The sequence below is a fragment of the Marinomonas sp. 63XJN7_7_ISO-PGPR-S23-202 genome (assembly GCF_056173505.1).
The window spans coordinates 4,765,264-4,785,505 of sequence record NZ_CM149677.1 but is presented as its reverse complement, the minus strand read 5'-3'; the positions used below and the strand labels follow the sequence as shown (position 1 = coordinate 4,785,505).

The window sequence follows — 20,242 nt, the reverse complement described above, 5'->3', positions numbered from 1 at the left end:
ATTTACGTTTCAACTGTGGGAGTTGGTGTATGAATGCAGGCCTTTATCGTCCTGGCGAGTTCAAAGACAACTGTGGCTTTGGCTTAATTGCACACATGGAAGGCAATACGAGTCATGAATTGCTTAAGACTGCCATTGAGTCTTTGACATGTATGACACACCGTGGAGGTATCGCAGCCGACGGCAAAACCGGTGATGGCTGTGGTCTTCTGCTTCAGAAGCCTGATCTGTTTTTACGTGGCGAGGCACAAACCTTATTCAGCCATACCTTGTCTGATCTTTACGGCATTGGCATGGTATTTCTTGATCAAGACGAAGCGCTTGCCAGTGAGCAACGCGATACCGTCACCCAAAAGCTAACGGATGAAGGCTTAAATGTCGTGGGTTGGCGTGAAGTGCCAATCGATGCGTCTTGTCTTGGTGTGATCGCCATGGAATGCTTGCCTCGAATAGAGCAAGTGTTTGTTGATAGCAACCGTATGGACGCACGTACCTTTTCAACACGCTTGTTTGTGGCACGTCGTCAAAGTGAAATGGCGCTCGCGGAGTACGAAAACTTCTACATCTGTTCTTTGTCCGACAAAGTGTTGGCTTACAAAGGTTTGATGATGCCAGTGGATTTGCCTTTCTTTTATAAAGATTTGGGTAATGAAAAAATGCAAACGGCGATTTGTGTTTTCCACCAACGCTTCTCAACCAACACCTTGCCTAAATGGCCATTGGCTCAGCCTTTCCGTATGTTGGCCCACAATGGTGAAATCAATACCATCGAAGGCAACCGTAATTGGGCCTTGGCGCGCAGCAGCAAGTTGCGCACGCCACTGATTCCTGAGCTACAAGACCTTAAACCGTTGGTTAACCTAACCGGTTCTGACTCGTCTTCCATGGACAATATGCTGGAAATCCTCGTCACTGGTGGGGTGGATATTTTCCGTGCAGCTCGTTTGATCATTCCACCTGCGTGGCAAAACGTCGAAAACATGGATCCAGAGTTGCGTGCTTTCTACCAGTACAACTCGATGCATATGGATCCTTGGGATGGCCCAGCGGGTTTGGTGATGACCGATGGTCGTCATGCCATTTGTATGCTGGATCGTAATGGTCTACGCCCCGCGCGCTGGGTGGTCACTAAAAATGGTTTCATTACTTTGGCATCAGAAGTCGGCACCTATGGTTACAAGCCAGAAGATGTAGTGTCCAAAGGGCGTGTGGGTCCAGGTCAGATGCTGGTCGTTGATACGCAAAATGGTGAAATACTGCATACAGACGATATTGATAATCGCCTAAAATCCATGCATCCATATAAAAAATGGTTGAAACAAGAAGCCATTCGCATCGAATCCTTGTTGGAAGAGTCATCCCTTGAATTTGAACCTTTCACCAAAGATCAAATGTCCACCTATCAGAAGATGTTCCAAGTGTCTTTTGAAGAGCGTGAACAGATTTTCCGTCCTTTGGCCGAGAGCGGTCATGAAGCGGTTGGCTCCATGGGGGACGATACACCCATGGCGGTCATGTCGAGCCAGACACGCCCTGTGACGGATTATTTCCGTCAGAAGTTTGCCCAGGTGACCAACCCGCCCATTGACCCGCTACGTGAGTCTGTGGTGATGTCGTTGGAGACCTGTATTGGTGTCGAACGTAACTTGTTTGAAGAAACTCCCAAACACGCTAACCGTATTATTCTATCGTCGCCCATTTTGTCGGCACGCAAATACAGCCGCTTGTTAGCATTGGATGATCATCGCTTTCGTTTAGTGCGTTTGAGCACCTATTACAACCCAGAAGAGATTTCCCTTGAGCAAGCGATTAAAAACTTACAGTTGAGCGCAGAAGAGGTGGTGCGTAACGGTGCTGTGATTGTCGTTTTGACGGACCGCGATTTAGAAAAAGGCTTATTACCGATTCCTGCCCCCATGGCGGTAGGTGCGGTTCACCATTATTTGACCAAGAAAGGTCTACGCTGCGATTCGAATATCGTTGCCGACACTGGTTTTGCTCGTGACCCTCATCAATTCGCTGTGTTATTGGGCTTTGGTGCCACCGCTGTCTACCCTTATCTGTCTTATCGTTTAATCAACGATATGATTGATAAAGGTGAAGTGTTGGGGGACCCAATTGCCTGCCATGTGAAATACCGTAAAGGGATTAACAAAGGGTTGATGAAAATTATCTCGAAAATGGGTATTTCAACCATTGCCTCTTACCGTGGTGCACAATTATTTGAAGCGGTTGGTCTGGATGACAAAGTTGTCGACCTATGTTTTAAAGGGGTTCCTAGCCGTATTAAAGGCGCACGTTTTGAAGACTTCCAGAAAGAACAGCAGAAGATCGGCAATAATGCTTGGAAGATGCGTAAACCCATTCAGCAGGGTGGCTACTTAAAATACGTTCATGAATCTGAGTATCATGCGTTCAACCCTGATGTGGTGCGTAACCTTCAAGTTGCCGTGGGCAGTGGGCATTTTGAGGACTTTACTCAATACACCGAACTGGTGAACAACCGTCCAGCGTCAATGCTGCGTGATTTGTTTACCATTTCCGATAAAGCCAAGCCTATCGCCCTTGATGAAGTGGAGTCGATTGAAGAGATTTTGCCACGCTTCGACTCGGCAGGTATGTCCTTAGGAGCGCTGTCGCCTGAAGCTCACGAAGCCTTAGCTCAGGCCATGAACGAATTAGGTTGTCGCTCTAACTCTGGTGAAGGTGGAGAAGATCCCGCACGCCATGGGACAGAACGCCGTTCCAAAATTAAGCAGATTGCCTCTGGTCGTTTCGGGGTGACACCGGAATACCTGGTAAACGCAGAAGTGCTACAGATTAAAGTGGCACAGGGTGCTAAACCGGGTGAAGGGGGGCAGCTACCAGGTGGTAAAGTAAACGGGTTAATTGCTCGTCTGCGTTATGCGGTACCGGGTGTGACCTTGATTTCTCCGCCACCTCATCACGATATTTACTCTATCGAGGATTTGGCTCAGCTTATTTTCGATTTGAAACAAGTTAATCCCGATGCCCTAGTCTCAGTGAAGCTGGTTTCCGAGCCAGGCGTAGGGACGATTGCTGCAGGGGTTGCCAAAGCGTATGCCGATTTGATCACCATTTCAGGTTACGACGGTGGTACGGCGGCATCACCCATCACCTCGATTCGTCATGCGGGTTCGCCATGGGAACTCGGTTTAGCCGAAGCACAGCAAGCGCTGCGCTCTAACGACCTACGTGGCATGATTCGCCTACAAACAGATGGCGGCTTAAAAACGGGTCTAGACGTTGTGAAAGCAGCCATTCTAGGGGCAGAGAGTTTCGGTTTTGGTACCACGCCAATGATCGCGATGGGCTGTAAATTCTTGCGTATCTGTCACTTGAATAACTGTGCGACAGGGGTGGCGACTCAAGATCAAATGTTACGAGACGAGCACTTTATTGGCACCGTTGAGATGTTGAAAAACTTCTTCCGCTTTATGGCAGAAGATACTCGTCAATGGTTGGCGAAGCTTGGCGTGGCCAGTCTGCAAGATTTGATTGGCCGTACGGATCTATTGACCATTTTGCCAGGAGAGACGGAGAAACAACAGAATTTGGATCTGTCACCTATTTTAAAAAATGATCAGATCTCGGCTGAGAAAGCACAATATTGCCAGACACCGTTTAACCCACCCCACGACAAGGGCCTATTGGCGCTAAAAATGTGGGAAACGGTAAAAGACGCGGTCGAAGAAAAAGAAGGCGGTGAGTTTACTTTTGATGTGACGAACTGTGATCGCTCTATCGGTGCGCGTTTATCGGGTGAAATTGCTAAACGTTATGGCAACCAAGGGATGTCCGATGTGCCATTAACCTTGAAATTAACCGGAACGGCAGGTCAAAGTTTTGGCGTATGGAATGCGGGTGGTTTGAATATGTACCTTGAAGGCGATGCCAACGATTATGTTGGTAAAGGCATGACAGGGGGTAAACTGGTCATTCGTCCACCAAAGGGCTCAATGTTCCAATCGCAACAATCCGCCATTATTGGTAACACCTGTTTGTATGGTGCAACTGGCGGTAAATTGTTTGCCGCTGGTACGGCGGGCGAGCGTTTTGGGGTTCGTAATTCCGGGGCCTATGCAGTCATCGAAGGCGCAGGAGATCACTGTTGTGAATACATGACAGGCGGCTTGGTGACGGTACTAGGTGATACGGGCTATAACTTTGGTGCGGGGATGACGGGCGGTTTTGCCTATGTACTCGACTTAGACCGTACTTTCGTGGATAAGTACAACCATGAATTGGTAGAAATCCAACGAGTTGGTACTGAGATTACCGAAGAATATCGCTCACATCTTCGTAGTGTCATTGAAGAATATGTGCGCGAAACAGGCAGCGAATGGGGCCAAGAAATCCTAGAGAACTTCTATGACTACATTGGCAAATTCTGGCTAGTGAAACCAAAAGCCGCCAGTTTGGGTACCCTTTTGGCGAATACTCGTCAACGTCCAGAATAAAACACGCTGTTGGTTGGGGTGTCATTGGACACCGTATATGAATCAGTTTGACCCATTTGAAGAACAGTGCCGCTTGCAAGCAAGCGGCCACAGGAGATAGCAGCTTATGTCTGAGCGCTTGAACAACGCATTTCAATTCGTCGAAGTAGACCGTAAGGATCCGAAAAAGAAGCCTTTAATCACTCGGAAGTCTCAGTTCGTCGAAATTTATCGACCCTTTGAAGAGACCAATGCAAAGGATCAATCTCACCGTTGCCTAGAGTGTGGTAATCCCTATTGTGAATGGAAGTGTCCGGTTCACAACTACATTCCAAATTGGCTAAAACTGGTCAGTGAGGGCAGTATTATTGAAGCGGCGGAGCTTAGCCACCAAACCAACTCTTTGCCTGAAGTGTGTGGCCGTGTGTGTCCACAAGACCGTTTGTGCGAAGGGGCCTGTACCCTAGGGGAAGGGGGCTTTGGTGCGGTAACCATCGGCTCAGTCGAAAAATACATTACCGATACCGCATTTGCTTTAGGCTGGCGTCCGGATATGTCTCACGTGGTGCCAGTGAATAAAACCGTTGCCATTGTTGGTGCGGGCCCTGCCGGATTAGCTTGTGCTGACGTACTGGTTCGTAATGGCATCAAGCCCGTCGTTTTTGATAAACGTCCGGAAATTGGTGGCTTGCTGACGTTTGGTATTCCAGAATTCAAACTGGAAAAAAGCGTCATGACCCGTCGTCGCGAAATTTTTGAAGAAATGGGCGTTGAGTTTGTTTTGGATACGTCCGTTGGCGAAGATGTGCCATTTGATCATGTATTAGAAGAATATGATGCGGTTTTCCTTGGCATGGGAACCTATAAATACATGAAAGGGGGCTTCCCTGGGGAAGACCTGCCAGGGGTTTATGATGCTTTGGATTACCTGATTTCTAACGTCAACCACTGCCTCGATTTTGAAGAAAGTGAAGACGATTATATCAATCTAAAAGGTAAGCAAGTCGTTGTCTTGGGCGGGGGCGATACCGCGATGGACTGTAACCGTACGGCGATTCGTCAAGGGGTGAAAGGGGTGACATGTGCCTACCGTCGTGACGAAAAAAGCATGCCTGGTTCCCGTCGCGAAGTGAAAAATGCTCGCGAAGAGGGTGTGCAATTTGTCTTCAATCGTCAGCCAATTGAAATCATTGGTGATGGCAAAGTGGAAGGCGTAAAAGTTGTTGAGACCCAAATGGGCGAGCCAGATGAAAATGGTCGTCGAGTCGCAGAAGTGATCGAAGGCAGTGAGCAGATTATTCCTGCGGATGCGGTATTGATTGCTTTTGGTTTCCAAGCCAGCCCTGCGCCTTGGTTTGAAACCTTTGGCATTGAAACCGATTCTCGTGGTCGTGTGGTGGCACCGAAAAAAGGCGCTTTTATGTACCAAACGACCAATGAAAAAATCTTTGCTGGTGGTGATATGGTACGAGGTTCAGATTTGGTGGTTACCGCCATTGATGAAGGCCGTAAAGCCGCTGAAGGCATCATGGATTTCCTAGACGTATAAGCTGTTTCGATCTGTCCATGCTTCTGGATGGGTCAGAGTAATGAATAAGCCTCTCCTGATTGGGAGAGGCTTTTTTAATGTTTAGAAAGTGGGGCGAAGTAAACTTTGCTCTGTGTCTTGATCAAACAAATGGACGTTTGTTAGGTCAAGGGTGAGTGCTTGTGGACTGTTGATTTGAATATGCTCTAGGCCCTCTAACTCCATTCGAGAGATCCATTCTTGTCCTAACCATTCAAAGTAGAGGTATTGCTCATTTCCCATGGCTTCTACCACACTAATGACCACATCGATGGTGTTGTCATGCCTCGCTTCTGTTTTTGCCTGACGAATGTGCTCAGGACGAATACCCAGCCAAACAGGCTGAGAACTGTCTACGGTCAAACGTGTCGTCAACACATCCGGTAAGCGCCATGAGAGGGAGCCAATCGTAATAAACCAATGTTGGTCTTTACGCTCTAGCATGGCTTTGGCCAAATTCATTGCCGGTGAGCCGATGAACCCCGCCACAAACTTATTCGCAGGGTAATGATACAAATGCATGGGTTTATCCACTTGCATGATTTTACCCGCATTAAGTACACAAATGCGGTCCCCTAAGGTCATGGCTTCCACTTGATCGTGGGTGACGTAAATCATGGTGGCCTGTTGTCCAGAGGCTTTTAGGTCTTGATGTAATTTGGCGATACCAATACGAGTGGATACACGTAGCTTCGCGTCCAAATTAGACAGAGGTTCATCAAACAAAAAGACATCCGGCTTGCGAACGATGGCTCTGCCCAATGCGACACGTTGGCGTTGACCTCCAGACATTTCATTCGGCTTTTGCTGTAATAAATTGGTGATCTCCAAGCTTTGTGCCGCTTGATTAATGCGCGCTTGTATTTCTTCTTTAGGTAATTTTAGCTGCTTTAAGCCAAAGGCCATATTCTCATAAGCAGACATATGTGGGTAAAGAGCATAGTTCTGAAACACCATGGCAATACCACGGTCTTTCGGAGGTAAGTGGTTAACTTGCTTGTCGCCAATACTGAGCTTTCCTGAGCTGATGTCTTCAAGGCCTGCAATCATTCTAAGAGTGGTCGATTTAGCGCAACCCGATGGACCGACTAGTACCATAAACTCGCCATCTTGAACGTGCAGATCGATACCATGAACGGCTTGAAAGCCATTTGAGTAAGTTTTTTCTATTTGATTGAGCGTGACGGCTGCCATGTCAATTTCCCGTGTACGATTAAGACCAAAATAGGATGTTGTTTGTCTCAGACATCTAAAACAGACTAATGGTGTTAGCTAGGTTGAGATCGGACCAGTAAGAGGCCGTCGGCTGGTGGAAACAGGGACGGTTACCGTTGTAAACGGCATTGATGACGCCATCAATGTCGCCTTGCCCGTCATGCTTCTCTAGGTTTCGACGACGGATATCCACTCGTACCCAAGCATAATCTTCCATAGACACTTGGATGCTTTGCGCCTGAGCGGTGAGATCATGTTCTGCGATGAGTTCGCCATCAGCGATCCATTGGCCATAAAACTCATGATCTTGATTATCGACAGAAATTTGCCAAGTTACCGTCCCATCACCCACATCATCACCGGGGAGCGCGTTACCTTGGTTGATGGCGACATGCAGCTTACAGGTGCGTTCAAAATACACGTGCCCAGCCTGAATACCAGACAAAATAGCTTCGCCATTTAAGGTATTTGCCCAAACATAGGTCGATGGATCACCATAGATAGAAGGCTCAGTCGCTTTGGGGTTACGTTGTTCTGGAGTGAGATGGCTGTCGCTGCCGCCAACGGCGGTCACACGATGCCCTGCATTCCATAAGAGGGTTAATAACGCCAAGGCTTTTTCTGTGGCTTGAGGAGAGGTGGACCAAGTGGGGTCACAACAGATTTCCAAGGAGGTAATTGCCCTTAAAGGGAGACGGTCGTAATGCCAGTGCCAGGGCAGCATCATTGGATGGTTGATGCTTAAGTTGCCTCGTTGTTCTTTGATGGCAATGACTTGATCTAATAAGGTTTGACTGGTGATGTCAGAACCCAACATATTCAAGGTTCTGGCTGGGCCATGAATATTGCAATGCCCTAAATCTGTGGTGACTTCCATCGCTGGTAAAATAAGACAGTCTGGGTCTTCGGGTAATTGACCATGGCACATGTTGTGCTCAGTGATAAAGAGAAAATCGAGTTTTTGCGACTTGGCGATGGGCAGAACGTCCTCTAAAGGATTTTGTCCATCAGACAAGTTGGTGTGAGCATGTAGGTCACCTCGATACCAACGAGGTTCGGACGACAAGCTACGTTGCATATCGAAGTGAATGTGTTGGTCGCCCTTGAGCGATTCGACACCAACAAAGGCATTGTCTATTGGTCGATCAAAAGTGACCTCTAGACTGTATTGCATGGGTTTAAGTTGTCGGAACTCGCCTTCTACGTTAACAAACTCTAAACGCCAAGTGCCCGTTGGTAATTCGCCTTTAATCGCCCCGACACTCGCTTGTGCCTCGCTCATGGCCAATCGTTTGCGTCTTTTTTCTAATAAAATATTGGCCCGTAATGCCCCATTGGGATCAATAACCAATAGGTAAAGAAAGCCGCGTTTAACGGTCGAGCCTTCAATGGTGAGTGTCGAGATGGGGTCAGCGACGGTGAAGGTTTGCGTGTGACGTCCGAAACTAACGTCATCAGAGAATTGCAGCATAATTTATCTCCCGAGAATCGGCAGGCCAGAGGCCTGCCTGATCCGACTAATGTTGGCGATTAGCACGATCTAAAGCCCGTTGTGCTGTTCTGGCCGCTTGTTTGAGTGCGGTTGCCGCAGGAATATTTTGTACCTCCACTTGATCGGCCGCGATTCTCAGTGCATCTATAATTTTACCCTTGGTTGGATCAGTAAAGAGAGGAGTGGCCAATTTTGTTTGCTCTAACGGTACCAACGCTTGGGGATGATCTTTCACAAACGCTTGGTAATCGGCATCTTTTTCTGCGCTTTTGCGAACGGGAATATAGCCAGTGTACATAGACCAAGCAGCGGTGTTTTTGGCATCGGTATAAAAGGTCATAAAGGCGAAAGCCCCTTTGGCTTTAGCTTTACTGGTCCCCTTGGGAATTTGTAATACTAATGCACTGGCTTCTGGTGCCGCAGGGTGATTGCCCCAACCAGGTTGAATGGTTGCCGCCAGTTTGTTGAAGTTCAAATCCCCTTGGTCCCCCGATGACCCAGTGTATCCTAATGCTCTGTCTTTCATCACATCATCAATGGTTTTATACCAATATTCCCAACCTTGACCGCCGCTATGGATGCGCATGATGTGGTCTTTATGTATCCATTTTCGGAAACTGTCCCATACGGTAATCCATTGCGGAGAGTCGAAAAGGATTTTTTTACCATCTTTACTAATCACACGGCCCCCATTGGAATAAGCCGCATCCATGAGGTTACCCGCGCCCCACATCGGCTCCCAGCCGTAGAAGGTCACTTGGCCATCGCTGTTTTTTTGTGTGACGGCTTTAGCAACTTTCGCCAGACCTTGCCAAGTTGATAGGTCTTTTTTAGTGAAGCCATATTTGGCTAAGATGTGTTTGTTGTAGTACAAAATTTGTGTGGTGCCGTAAGCGGGTAAGCCAAAGATCATACCGTCTTTGTCTGTTACCTGCTTACGAAAGGCGCCCAAAAAATCATCCCAGTGAAAAGACGGCGTCATTAATGGGCGCAAATCTTCGACCAAATGACGATCGTTCATGATTTTGGCACGGTCGCCACCTAATAGCGTCAAGGCTGGTGCGGTACCAGAGGCAAGCCCTGCTTGCAGTTTTTGATAGGTCTCTGTGTAATTGCCCTGTAGAGACGGAACAATAGTGTATTGATCTTGGCTTTGGTTAAACTCCTTGATCAATTTTTTCATCATGATTTGTGGTTTGGTGCCGCCAGAATACCAAAATTCGACCGTCGTTTTGGCTTGTGCTATTTGGCTTACTAATAACGATGAGGCGATCAACGCGGAGCCAATCCAAGTTACTGTATTTCGAATCATAAAAGTCACTCTTTAATGCCATTATCGGCGATGCCAGACAGGATGATTTTTTGGCTGATCATGAACAGAATCAGCAGTGGAACAACGGCGATGGTGCTTGCCGCCATGATATGAGACCAGTTCAACCCGTAGTTCCCTTGCGCAATAAAAAATTGGCGTATTCCTGTCGCGATGAGGTTCTTATCCGCAGTATTGATGACCAAACTGGGCCACATATAACTATTGTAATTGGTGATAAAAGTGATCAGACCTAAGGTCGTTAGCGCCGCTTTGCACTGGGGAAGAACAATGGCCCAGAGGATTTTCAGCTCGCTCGCACCATCGATTCGAGCCGCTTCGATTAGCGATGGGTGAATTTTAAGAAACACCTGACGAAGATAGAACACACCAAAAACACTGGCGGCGTTTGAGAGTATTAACCCTGCATGGGTGTTCAATAAGTCCAGTTTGGCGAGCACAATATAAGATGGCACATAGGTGACCGCCGCAGGCAGCATATAGCTGGCCATCACTAAGCTAAACATGGCGGTTTTACCACGGAAGGTAAATCGCGTTAGGGCGTAGGCAAACAACGAGGAATTGGCGAGTACCAATAAAGTGGTGAAAAGCGCGACCTCGAAACTGTTAAAAATATACAAGCCAAAGGGGGCGCTTTGCATGGTCTCAACAAAATTGTACCAATGAAAATGCTGGGGGAGCAGTTCGAGAGGATTGGAAAAAATCTCATCATTGGTCTTGAGTGAACCAAAAAACATCCACAGAAAAGGAAACACCATAAAAAGACCGCAGGCCGACAAGAATAGGTACTTTACGGCTTGTTGGACGTGCTTTAGTGTCAGCCAAGGTGTTTTTTGACTTAATTGAGTTGGATGAGTACTTGCTTGAATCGATGTTGTCACAGGAATGCCTTTTAATAATAAACCCAACGTTTACCAATCCAGACGTTCAGAGAGGTCAATAACGCAGTAATAAGGAAGATGATGACCGCCGTGGCCGTGGCTGATCCCATGTCATATTGTTGGAAAGCTAACTGATAGAACCAGTAAAGTAGGGTTCTTGTTTCACCACCAGGCCCGCCTTGAGTTAATATTTGAAATTGGTCAAAAGCTTGTATGGCATTGATAATATTGACGATTAATAGGAAAAACGTGGTTGGCGACACAAGAGGGAGCGTGATTTTTAGAAAGCGTGTCCAAGCAGAGCAACCGTCGATTAACGAGGCTTCATAAATGCTTGAAGGAATCTTGTTAAGGGCGCTGATAAAAAACAGCATGGTCCAGCCAACGGCTTGCCAAATGGTTACTAATACCACAACAAACATGGCCGTATTGCCGTGTTCAAACCAACTGACAGAAGGAACACCTATTAGCCCTAGTAGTTCATTAGCAAGGCCATGTTTGCTATCAAACACCCAAGACCAAACAATGGAAACCGCCACGGTGGGGGTGATCCAAGGTGAAAAAATAATGGCGCGAAAGAAACTGCTGCCCGCGAAGCGCTTTTGCAAAAGCAGAGCAAACCCTAAACCGATGGCAACGGTGGGTATCACCACGGCTAGTGAAAAGACAAGAGTATTGTTAAGGGCTTGTAGGAATTGGCTATCATCAAGCATATAGCGATAGTTATCCATCCCCACCCAATCGTAAGTAGGCGAGATGTAATCCCAGTCCGTAAAACTGATGTAGATGCTGCAAATAAAAGGCAACACCCAAAATAACAGCAAAGGCAGCAACAATGGGGAAAGGAAAAAAAACAACTGCCAATACTGTTTCATTTTATTATTAACGCTCAGCATACAACCTGCCTATACTTTGTTTGGCTCTATCCTAAAGAGCATTTATGACAGTTAGATGTTTTTTTTAGGGAATTTTTTTGTTTATTTTTTAATCATGTGCCACTATTGATGGGATAATTTATAGCGTTGTGTATTAGAATTAGGGACGATTTTTTTATGACGGTAAAAACCCCTTGTATCCGACAATGTTGCTTAAACGACGAGGACATTTGTATTGGTTGCCACCGATCCTTACAGGAAATTTTAGATTGGCACACCGTAGACGATACGAGTAGACAACGTATTCTTGAGAGTGCGGAGAGTCGCAAGGAACAACAACCCATTTTAGGATTTGATGCAAACAAATTAAAACATCTAAAAACCCTTTAGGTGCGTATGAACTCGACACACATGACAAAAGGGCCAAGTATGTTTTCTTTTCTCAAGTCCGACCCTATCAAAAAGCTCGATAAAGAGTATGGCGTATTGCTGGAAAAAGCCATGCAAGCTCAGCGTGGCGGGGATATCAAACGCTATTCAGAACTCACAGAGCAGGCAGAAGCGGTAAAAGCCAAGATAGATGAGGCGACATCAGCGTAACTAGATGGAAAAAAACACGGTGTCATGTGCATGACTCCGTGTTTTTTTAATGGCATTTTTTTTATTTTTAAGCCGCGCCGATAGCGTCTGATCGGGTGGGGTTTACCAAGGCATTATGCCATTTGATGATCCTTCTGACTCTGAAAGGAAGCAACCCGTTGGACCATCTTCAGGAAGCGTTGCGGCATAGCTTATAAATTTCGCGGCCTTAGCTGGGTCATGTATCCCTTGAAAACCATTAAAGGCGGTTTTGACAAAGCCTGGATCAACAAGGTTAACTTTACAGCTCGTTGATTTAAGTTTGGCGGCGAGTGCCACACAATAAGCATTAAGGGCTGTTTTAGAGGGAAAGTAAGTCTCACTTTTGTATTGAGCAAACAACCAGTCTGGGTCGCTTTGATTCGTAAGTGATCCAAGTCCACTGCTAATATGGACAATACGTGGCGCCTCAGACTGTAGCAACAAGGGAAGAAAAGCACGTGTGACGCTTATCACGCCAAAAACATTGGTTTCAAAAACGCGTTTAATTTCTTCAATGGAGACGCTTCCATCTGAGTTGACGTTACCCAGAATCCCCGCGTTATTGATGAGCGCATCTAGGCTATTTGACTGCTTTAGCACCTCTTCTACCGCTAAATCAATTGATGCCTGATCGGTAACGTCTAATAGGACACAGGAGGCATTTTCAATCCCTTCTGCTTTTAGCGTTTCAACGGCAAATGCTCCAGCATCTGGGTTACGGCATGCCAAGTAAACATAATATCCTTGATGAGCCAAATGCTTCGCTGTTGCCAACCCTATTCCCTGATTTGCGCCAGTGATTAATACCCTCTTCATTACGACACCTCTTGATACATTGTGATAGAGGTAGTGTAGAAAAGCGGGCGGACATGACACAGAGACAGATCATTGTACTAGCTAGACATATCGTTAAATTTCATTAAAAAGTCTGTAATCGATTGCCCTGTTTGCTTTCGAAAAAAACGAGACAGGTAGTTTTCATCGGCAAAGCCTAGCCGCACCGCTAACTCTTTTACTGATAGATTGGAGTAAATCAGTAGGCGTTGAGCTTCTAAAACAACTCGGCGATTAAGGTATTCTTTCGGTGATACTCCAGCCCACTCTTTTACTAGCTGATATAGGCTGGTATCACTCAGTGCAAGGGTCTTTGCTATTTCAGAAATGGCAGGTTGTGCGATGAACTCGTTTTCAATCAGGGTTTGGAACTGAAGGAATGATTGAACCTGTCGTTTCTTGGGTTCCTTTTCAACGTTAGAAAAATAAGCATGCTCTAATTCCTGTAACACCGAATTTAAATACGCCATTCTGATAGTTAAAGGAGCGGCTGTTTGGATAGCGGTGCGCAAGAGCATTAATGCATCATTCATTCGTTGCCATGCCTGCGTTGACATAGCCACCTTTTGCTCATTCAGCGGATCCAACCAAAAACGGCAAGGGCTAGGTAATAAGCCATAGATTTCTTCATTGAAAATAACTTTGTAGTATTCTGCTTTGTTTTTACTACTTGGGGGAATGCGAATTTGCCCCGGCTTGATGAATAGCACTTGTCCTGCAGATACCGTGATATTTTTTAAATCCACGCAGTAATGAACAAGGCTGTCATTGACGAACATCAGAAAATAGTTGGCACTGGTATGAGGTTTTAACAGTTTCTGAATCATCTCTTCTGTCAATGGCGAGTCGAGATGAGACCACAGGCTAATGCCTGAACTTTCAAATGAAACATGATCATATAAGGGCGTCGTCATCGTCGCTCGAAATTGAAGGTAGTGTGTTTGAAAAGATAAAATGCTTTATGTTCAGCTGGTATCATTCATCATTATGTCGCGGCGTGCAAGTTCAACCGTGCAGCGGGGACATCAAGCAGTATTTAGCACTCATAGAGTGGCTTTGATAAAAGGCAGTCCTTCTTTTGAGATACTGCCTTTTGCGTTTTAAAATAGTCCATTTCAATCAGACTAAGTGGACATTTATTTGCTCGTTACGCTGTAGCGTTTTCTGGTGGACGAATCAGCGCCAAGCTTTCTTCCGCAAAACCAGTACCCGCTTCGGTGTAGAAGTTGAAGACGTTATTGATGCCGCTGTTGATAAGAATCTCTCTTTCGTCTTGGTAGCGGGCAATGGCGGCGATTTGACCTGTGTAGTTGGCTTTACGTAGCTGTATGGCGACATTGGTGGTGTCTTCTGCTGCTGGCAGAGCAAGCAGGACAAGGTGAATACAGGAGGTGTCTAAACGCTCCCACAAATCGGCGTCTTCCCCATCACCATAGAAGACATTTTCTTGTGCTTCTTGCATCTGGTTAATTCGGTTACGATCCGCATCCATACCTGCCACTGTGTCACCCACCAGTCCTTTTAACGAGTCGAAGGCGCCGCGTCCGACTCGGCCTAAGCCGACCACTAGAATTTCGGCATTGGGAGGCTGAATGAAACGATCCTCAGGTAAGCAGTCTGCACTTTCAAAGCGGCGAATCGTCTCTTTATTCTTACGATAGACGCGGTGCACATTACGATAGAGTACGCTGGTGATCACAAAGGAGAACGATACAGCAAGTGCCAATACGACCAACCATTCTTTGGCTAGCCAGCCATTTGCCACACTGAGCGCCACGACAATTAAGCCAAATTCACTGTAGTTAGATAGGACGGCAGACGACAAAAAAGCGGTTCGGCTGCGTAATTTGAGCTTGGTAAACACGCCAAAAAAGAGGGCGAATTTGGCGAGAATGATCAGGGTAATGATCAAACTCATGGCGACCATGCTTAAACTCGGCAGCGCGGTAAAGCCGATGGATAGGAAAAAGCCGATAAGAAACAAGTCTTTAAAATTCATCAACGATTTATTCATTTCTGAGGCTTTAGGGTGTGATGCGAGCAGTACCCCCATAATTAACGCCCCTAAATCCCCTTTAACGCCAACTAGGTAAAAGAGTTCGTAGCCGCCTAACGCAAGAAACAGCCCTGTTAAAGGGAGCATTTCACCGTGCCCCGCTTTATCGACAATTTTGTTGATCAGCGGACGGATCAGTAACAAGCCAAATAGCCCCAAAGCCCAAATCGATGGGATTTTTCCCGTTGCTACGACTAAGAAGACCACCGCGACGATGTCTTGCATAACCAGAATGCCAAGGGACAATTGACCGTGACGTGTTTTTAGTTCGCTGCTTTCTTCTAATAGTTTGATCACACACACGGTGCTTGAGAAGCTAAGCGCGAAGCCAAGCAAGGCGGCTGTTTTGAAATCGAGTATGTGAAAGTAAGGCAAACTCAGAATGCCAAGTAGCAGGGCGATGCCTGCAAAGAGTATCGACCATATCCCCATATGAGCCAGAGTAGAGGCCCAGACTTCGCGCTTTAATAAATCTTTTACATGGAGTTTTAAACCAATGCTAAACAGCATCAAGGTAATACCTAGACTGGCGAGAGAGTCCAAAATACTGCTCGGTTGCATACCAAGATAGTTTAATAAAAAGCCCGCTAGCAAAAAGCCAATAAGGGGTGGCAAGTGAATCATTTTAACAGCCAAACCACAGACAAAAGCGAATAAAATCCAAGTAAATTCCATAGTGTCCTTCTACTAAATGGGAGAATAAAACAGATCAAAAAAGCGCGCCTACATGATACGAAATATCCTTCTTAAGCTCATTAGGTAAAGCGTTGTTTTATGTAGACCCTATTGAATTTTCCATTATAAACGGTGATGCATACCAAAAATGGTATATCAAATGACCTATATTCTATTTGATTGGTATGCGAACTGATCCTAATGTGTAGCTTGGTCTTATGACCAGACAGGCTTTTAATAGCCAAAGTGCTCCAAACTTAGCTCAAAATAATGATAACAAACGCAACATGGCCTTGATGTGAAGGTGGTTAGTCCATCTTTTAGGTTGTGATAGGAGAAGCGAATGAACTATTTTAAAAAAATGGCCGCAGGATTGATCATGGTGGCAAGTATTTTCGGCACCAGTAGTGTTCTTGCTGCGCAAGAATACGTAGGCATTGCGATGCCTACCAAATCCTCTGCAAGATGGATTACCGACGGCTATACCATGAAGAAGCTGTTTGAGAAAGCGGGTTACAAGGTGGATCTTCAATACGCAGAAGACCAAATCCCTAACCAACTTGCTCAAATTGAAAACATGATAGTGAAAGGGGTCAATGTATTGGTCATTGCTCCAATTGACGGCACTACCCTAACCAATGTTTTAGCCGATGCTCATGCGTCTGGTGTCCAAGTCATTTCCTATGATCGTCTGATCAAAAACTCTCCTTATGTCGATTACTACGCGACGTTCGATAACTTTAAAGTGGGCGTATTACAGGCCAAGTCCTTGATGAGAGGCATGGAAAAACGTGGCAAAGGGCCTTACAACATTGAACTGTTTGGTGGCTCGCCAGACGATAACAATGCTTATTTCTTTTATAACGGCGCCATGTCGGTGCTTCAGCCTCTGATTGATTCCGGTAAGGTCAAAGTTGTATCAGGCCAAATGGGCATGGCGAAAGTCGGTACCTTACGTTGGGACGGGGCCACCGCTCAAGCACGTATGGATGATCTGCTGTCTGCTCATTACACCAATAAACGTCTTGACGGCGTCTTGTCCCCCTATGATGGTATTTCCATCGGTATCCTATCCTCTTTAAAAGGGGTGGGTTACGGTTCCGGTGATATGCCCATGCCGATTGTGACGGGACAAGATGCGGAAATCCCATCAGTGAAATCCATCATTGCTGGCGAGCAATACTCTACTATTTTTAAAGACACCCGAAAATTAGCGGCTGTGGCAGTAAATATGGCGCAAGCGATCGTGAAAGGGACGAAACCTCAAGTTAATGACACAAAGACCTACAACAATGGTGTGAAAGTGGTCCCCAGTTATTTACTTCAGCCAGTTACCGTTAATAAATCCAACTGGGAAAAAGTCTTGCTAGGCAGCGGCTACTACAAGAAAAGCCAAATCGAATAATTACTCACCTTATCGTTTAACAATAACAACAAGAAAGCAGCGGACACCGTAAAACGGGTCCGCTCACGGGATTCCTATGGAAAATATTATTTTGGAAATGCGCGGCATTACCAAGACGTTTCCTGGTGTGAAAGCGCTCGATAATGTCAATCTCAAGGTCAAGAAGGGAGAAATTCACGCCTTGGTTGGTGAAAATGGCGCGGGTAAATCCACCTTAATGAAGGTACTGAGTGGCGTTTATCCCTATGGAAGCTATCAAGGGGATATTCTATTTAATGGCGAGACAATGGCTTTTTCTGGCATCGCAAACAGTGAAAAGCAAGGCATTATTATCATTCACCAAGAACTGGCATTAGTGCCGCTGCTATCCATTGCAGAGAACTTATTCTTAGGCAATGAAAATGTTGAGGGCGGTATTATTAACTGGCCTGAAACCTTTAAAAGAACGCAAGAGTTACTCAAAAAAGTCGGCTTAAAAGAATCCTCAGCCACCTTGGTTGGGCGTCTGGGGGTTGGTAAACAACAACTTGTGGAAATTGCCAAAGCATTGGCGAAAGACGTGAAGCTGTTGATTCTGGATGAGCCCACATCCGCCTTGCAAGAAAACGACAGTGCCAAATTACTGGATTTGCTGTTGGAGTTTAAAGCCCAAGGTATCTCTTCCATTTTGATTACCCATAAGCTTAATGAAATCAGTCGCGTGGCAGACAGCATCACAGTGATTCGCGACGGTGCGTCAGTATCCACCTTAGATTGCCAAGTTAACGACATCAGCGAAGCTGACATTATTCGTGACATGGTGGGCCGAGATCTCGCCAACCGATACCCAGCACGAGACAGCCACATAGGCGAATTATTAATGCAGGTTCGTGAATGGAATGTATGGCATCCAGATTCCCTTGATCGACAAATGATTCATGACATTGAGTTCCATGTGCGTGCGGGTGAAGTGGTGGGCATTGCAGGGCTAATGGGCTCAGGGCGAACCGAATTGGCAATGAGTTTGTTTGGCAAAAGTTATGGCAAAAACATTCAGGGTAAGGTGAGCCTGCGAGGCCAAGAGGTCGATGTCTCAACCGTCCCGAAAGCCATTCAGTGTGGTTTGGCTTATGTGACAGAAGACCGTAAAGAGCTGGGTTTAATTCTCGAAGAAACCATTCAAACCAATACCACCTTGGCGAATTTAGAACGTGTCTCTTCCCGAGGTGTGATTGACGAAACCATAGAACGCCGAGTCTCGGAAGAATACCGCAAAGCCATGCGCATACGCACCCCCAGTGTGTTTCAAAAAGTCATGAACCTTTCCGGTGGGAATCAACAAAAAGTGGTGCTCAGTAAATGGCTGTATTCGCAACCGGATGTATTGATTCTCGATGAGCCCACGCGTGGCATAGATGTGGGGGCCAAGTTTGAGATTTACAGCATCATTAATCAATTGGCCGATGATGGCAAAGGAGTGGTGATGATTTCTTCCGAAATGCCGGAGCTATTAGGGATGTGTGATCGCATTTATGTGATGAACGAAGGTCGCTTTGTGGGAGAGCTCGACAAAGCACAAGCCAGCCAAGAAAAAATCATGTCGATGATTGTGAATGCGTAACGGGAGTAAACCAATGGATACAACAAAAGAAACCATCTCCACAGAGGCGCAAGCGGCACCGACTGTTGGAACTTATTTAAAATCGCACATGCGTGACTACGGCATGCTGATAGCGTTAATTGTCATTATGGGCATGTTTCAGTTTCTCACCGATGGCACCCTGATGCGTCCGGCGAACCTGACGAATTTATTCTTACAAAACAGCTACATCATTATTATGGCCATTGGTATGTTGCTGGTGATTGTGGCCGGTCATATCGATTTGTCAGTAGGGTCTGTGGTGGGCTTTATTGGCGCGCTTGCTGCCGTGATGTCGGTGAATTACCACCTGCCAACCATCGTTGTTGTGCCCGTTTGCCTCGTTGCTGGTTTGATCATCGGGGGAATTCAGGGCTACTGGATTGCCTATTGGCGCATTCCTGCCTTTATTGTCACTCTGGCCGGTATGTTGGTATTTCGTGGTTTGACGTTAACCTTACTGCAAGGCCAATCCGTCGGGCCCTTTCCAAGCAGTTTTCAATTACTAAGCACAGGGTTTATCCCGGACGTGTTTGGGGTTGGACGGCCTAATGTTACGGCGATTGCTATCGGTGTGATCACATCCAGCATTATTGTCTTTCTCGCGGCTCGTACCCGTTCTCGCGCCTTGAAGTATGGCATTCAAGATGAGCCGTTTGTTTTCTTTATCGTCAAAAATGCGCTGATTGCTGGGGCGATTATTTACCTGTGCTATTTACTGAGTACCTACCGTGGTTTACCCAATGTATTGATCACGATGGGTGTCTTGATTGCCATTTATACCTTTATCACCAACAGCACCGTTATTGGGCGTCGTATTTATGCGCTGGGTGGTAATGAAAAAGCCGCCAAACTGTCTGGTATTAATACCGAACGATTGACGTTTTTGACCTTTGCCAACATGGGGATGCTCGCCGCCGCCGCAGGATTGATTTTCGCCGCGCGCTTGAATACCGCCACCCCCAAAGCAGGCTTTGCCTTTGAGCTAGACGTAATCGCGGCCGTGTTTATCGGTGGGGCGTCCATGTCTGGCGGAGTGGGGAAAATCATCGGTGCGGTGATTGGGGCCTTTATTATGGGCGTCATGAACAATGGTATGTCGATTATGGGGATCGGGATCGATTGGCAGCAAGTTATCAAAGGCTTAGTGCTTTTGTTAGCGGTGATTTTCGATGTCTACAACAAACAAAAAGCACGCTAATAAGGGAGTGAT

15 protein-coding genes are annotated in these 20,242 nt (G+C 46.3%); 7 read left to right on the top strand and 8 right to left on the bottom strand.

Annotated features, from left to right (window positions below):
- The first annotated feature begins 29 nt into the window (after positions 1–29).
- Both gltB and AC0VYG_RS22040 read left to right on the top strand, forming a co-directional pair.
- Entirely contained in the window at positions 30–4,481 is a 4,452-nt protein-coding gene (gene gltB / locus AC0VYG_RS22045) for a glutamate synthase large subunit (protein ID WP_475430020.1), read from the top strand.
- Between the two features lie 106 nt (positions 4,482–4,587).
- Positions 4,588–6,009, top strand: coding sequence for an FAD-dependent oxidoreductase (locus AC0VYG_RS22040; protein ID WP_475430019.1), 1,422 nt, complete (start codon positions 4,588–4,590; stop codon positions 6,007–6,009).
- Positions 6,010–6,090: 81 nt separating this feature from the next.
- Here AC0VYG_RS22040 and AC0VYG_RS22035 read toward each other — a convergent pair whose 3' ends face one another.
- The 5 genes from AC0VYG_RS22035 to AC0VYG_RS22015 are packed head-to-tail and all read right to left on the bottom strand — an operon-like array spanning position 6,091 to position 11,841.
- Complete coding sequence (locus AC0VYG_RS22035) at positions 6,091–7,221, bottom strand: ABC transporter ATP-binding protein (protein ID WP_475430018.1); 1,131 nt, start codon at positions 7,219–7,221, stop codon at positions 6,091–6,093.
- Between the two features lie 55 nt (positions 7,222–7,276).
- A complete protein-coding gene (locus AC0VYG_RS22030; protein WP_475430017.1) occupies positions 7,277–8,713 on the bottom strand; it encodes a CehA/McbA family metallohydrolase in 1,437 nt (478 codons plus the stop codon).
- A gap of 46 nt (positions 8,714–8,759) precedes the next feature.
- Positions 8,760–10,046 carry an extracellular solute-binding protein gene (locus AC0VYG_RS22025; RefSeq protein WP_475430016.1) on the bottom strand — a complete coding sequence of 429 codons (1,287 nt, stop codon included), beginning with the start codon at positions 10,044–10,046 and terminating at the stop codon, positions 8,760–8,762.
- 5 nt (positions 10,047–10,051) lie between these two features.
- Positions 10,052–10,945 carry a carbohydrate ABC transporter permease gene (locus AC0VYG_RS22020; protein ID WP_475449880.1) on the bottom strand — a complete coding sequence of 298 codons (894 nt, stop codon included), beginning with the start codon at positions 10,943–10,945 and terminating at the stop codon, positions 10,052–10,054.
- Between the two features lie 11 nt (positions 10,946–10,956).
- A complete protein-coding gene (locus AC0VYG_RS22015; RefSeq protein ID WP_475430014.1) occupies positions 10,957–11,841 on the bottom strand; it encodes a carbohydrate ABC transporter permease in 885 nt (294 codons plus the stop codon).
- 156 nt (positions 11,842–11,997) lie between these two features.
- Here AC0VYG_RS22015 and AC0VYG_RS22010 point away from each other — a divergent pair, with 156 nt between their 5' ends.
- Both AC0VYG_RS22010 and AC0VYG_RS22005 read left to right on the top strand, forming a co-directional pair.
- Complete coding sequence (locus AC0VYG_RS22010; protein WP_475430013.1) at positions 11,998–12,210, top strand: DUF1289 domain-containing protein; 213 nt, start codon at positions 11,998–12,000, stop codon at positions 12,208–12,210.
- Positions 12,211–12,249: 39 nt separating this feature from the next.
- Entirely contained in the window at positions 12,250–12,420 is a 171-nt protein-coding gene (locus AC0VYG_RS22005; protein ID WP_475430012.1) for a DUF6435 family protein, read from the top strand.
- Positions 12,421–12,522: 102 nt separating this feature from the next.
- Here AC0VYG_RS22005 and AC0VYG_RS22000 read toward each other — a convergent pair whose 3' ends face one another.
- The 3 genes from AC0VYG_RS22000 to AC0VYG_RS21990 all read right to left on the bottom strand — a co-directional run bounded on the left by AC0VYG_RS22000 (position 12,523) and on the right by AC0VYG_RS21990 (position 16,006).
- Positions 12,523–13,257, bottom strand: a complete 735-nt coding sequence (locus AC0VYG_RS22000; RefSeq protein ID WP_475430011.1) for an SDR family oxidoreductase — start codon at positions 13,255–13,257, stop codon at positions 12,523–12,525.
- Positions 13,258–13,334: 77 nt separating this feature from the next.
- Positions 13,335–14,189: a helix-turn-helix domain-containing protein gene (locus tag AC0VYG_RS21995; RefSeq protein WP_475430010.1), complete on the bottom strand. Its 855-nt coding sequence runs from the start codon at positions 14,187–14,189 to the stop codon at positions 13,335–13,337.
- Between the two features lie 233 nt (positions 14,190–14,422).
- Positions 14,423–16,006, bottom strand: a complete 1,584-nt coding sequence (locus tag AC0VYG_RS21990; protein ID WP_475430009.1) for a cation:proton antiporter domain-containing protein — start codon at positions 16,004–16,006, stop codon at positions 14,423–14,425.
- Between the two features lie 343 nt (positions 16,007–16,349).
- On the opposite strand from AC0VYG_RS21990, the gene chvE reads away from it, so the two are divergent.
- The 3 genes from chvE (at position 16,350) to mmsB (ending at position 20,230) form a co-directional block, all read left to right on the top strand.
- Positions 16,350–17,411, top strand: coding sequence for a multiple monosaccharide ABC transporter substrate-binding protein (gene chvE / locus AC0VYG_RS21985; RefSeq protein ID WP_475430008.1), 1,062 nt, complete (start codon positions 16,350–16,352; stop codon positions 17,409–17,411).
- A gap of 76 nt (positions 17,412–17,487) precedes the next feature.
- Positions 17,488–19,011, top strand: a complete 1,524-nt coding sequence (gene mmsA, locus AC0VYG_RS21980) for a multiple monosaccharide ABC transporter ATP-binding protein (RefSeq protein ID WP_475430007.1) — start codon at positions 17,488–17,490, stop codon at positions 19,009–19,011.
- 13 nt (positions 19,012–19,024) lie between these two features.
- Complete coding sequence (gene mmsB, locus AC0VYG_RS21975) at positions 19,025–20,230, top strand: multiple monosaccharide ABC transporter permease (RefSeq protein ID WP_475430006.1); 1,206 nt, start codon at positions 19,025–19,027, stop codon at positions 20,228–20,230.
- The last annotated feature ends 12 nt before the right edge of the window (positions 20,231–20,242 follow it).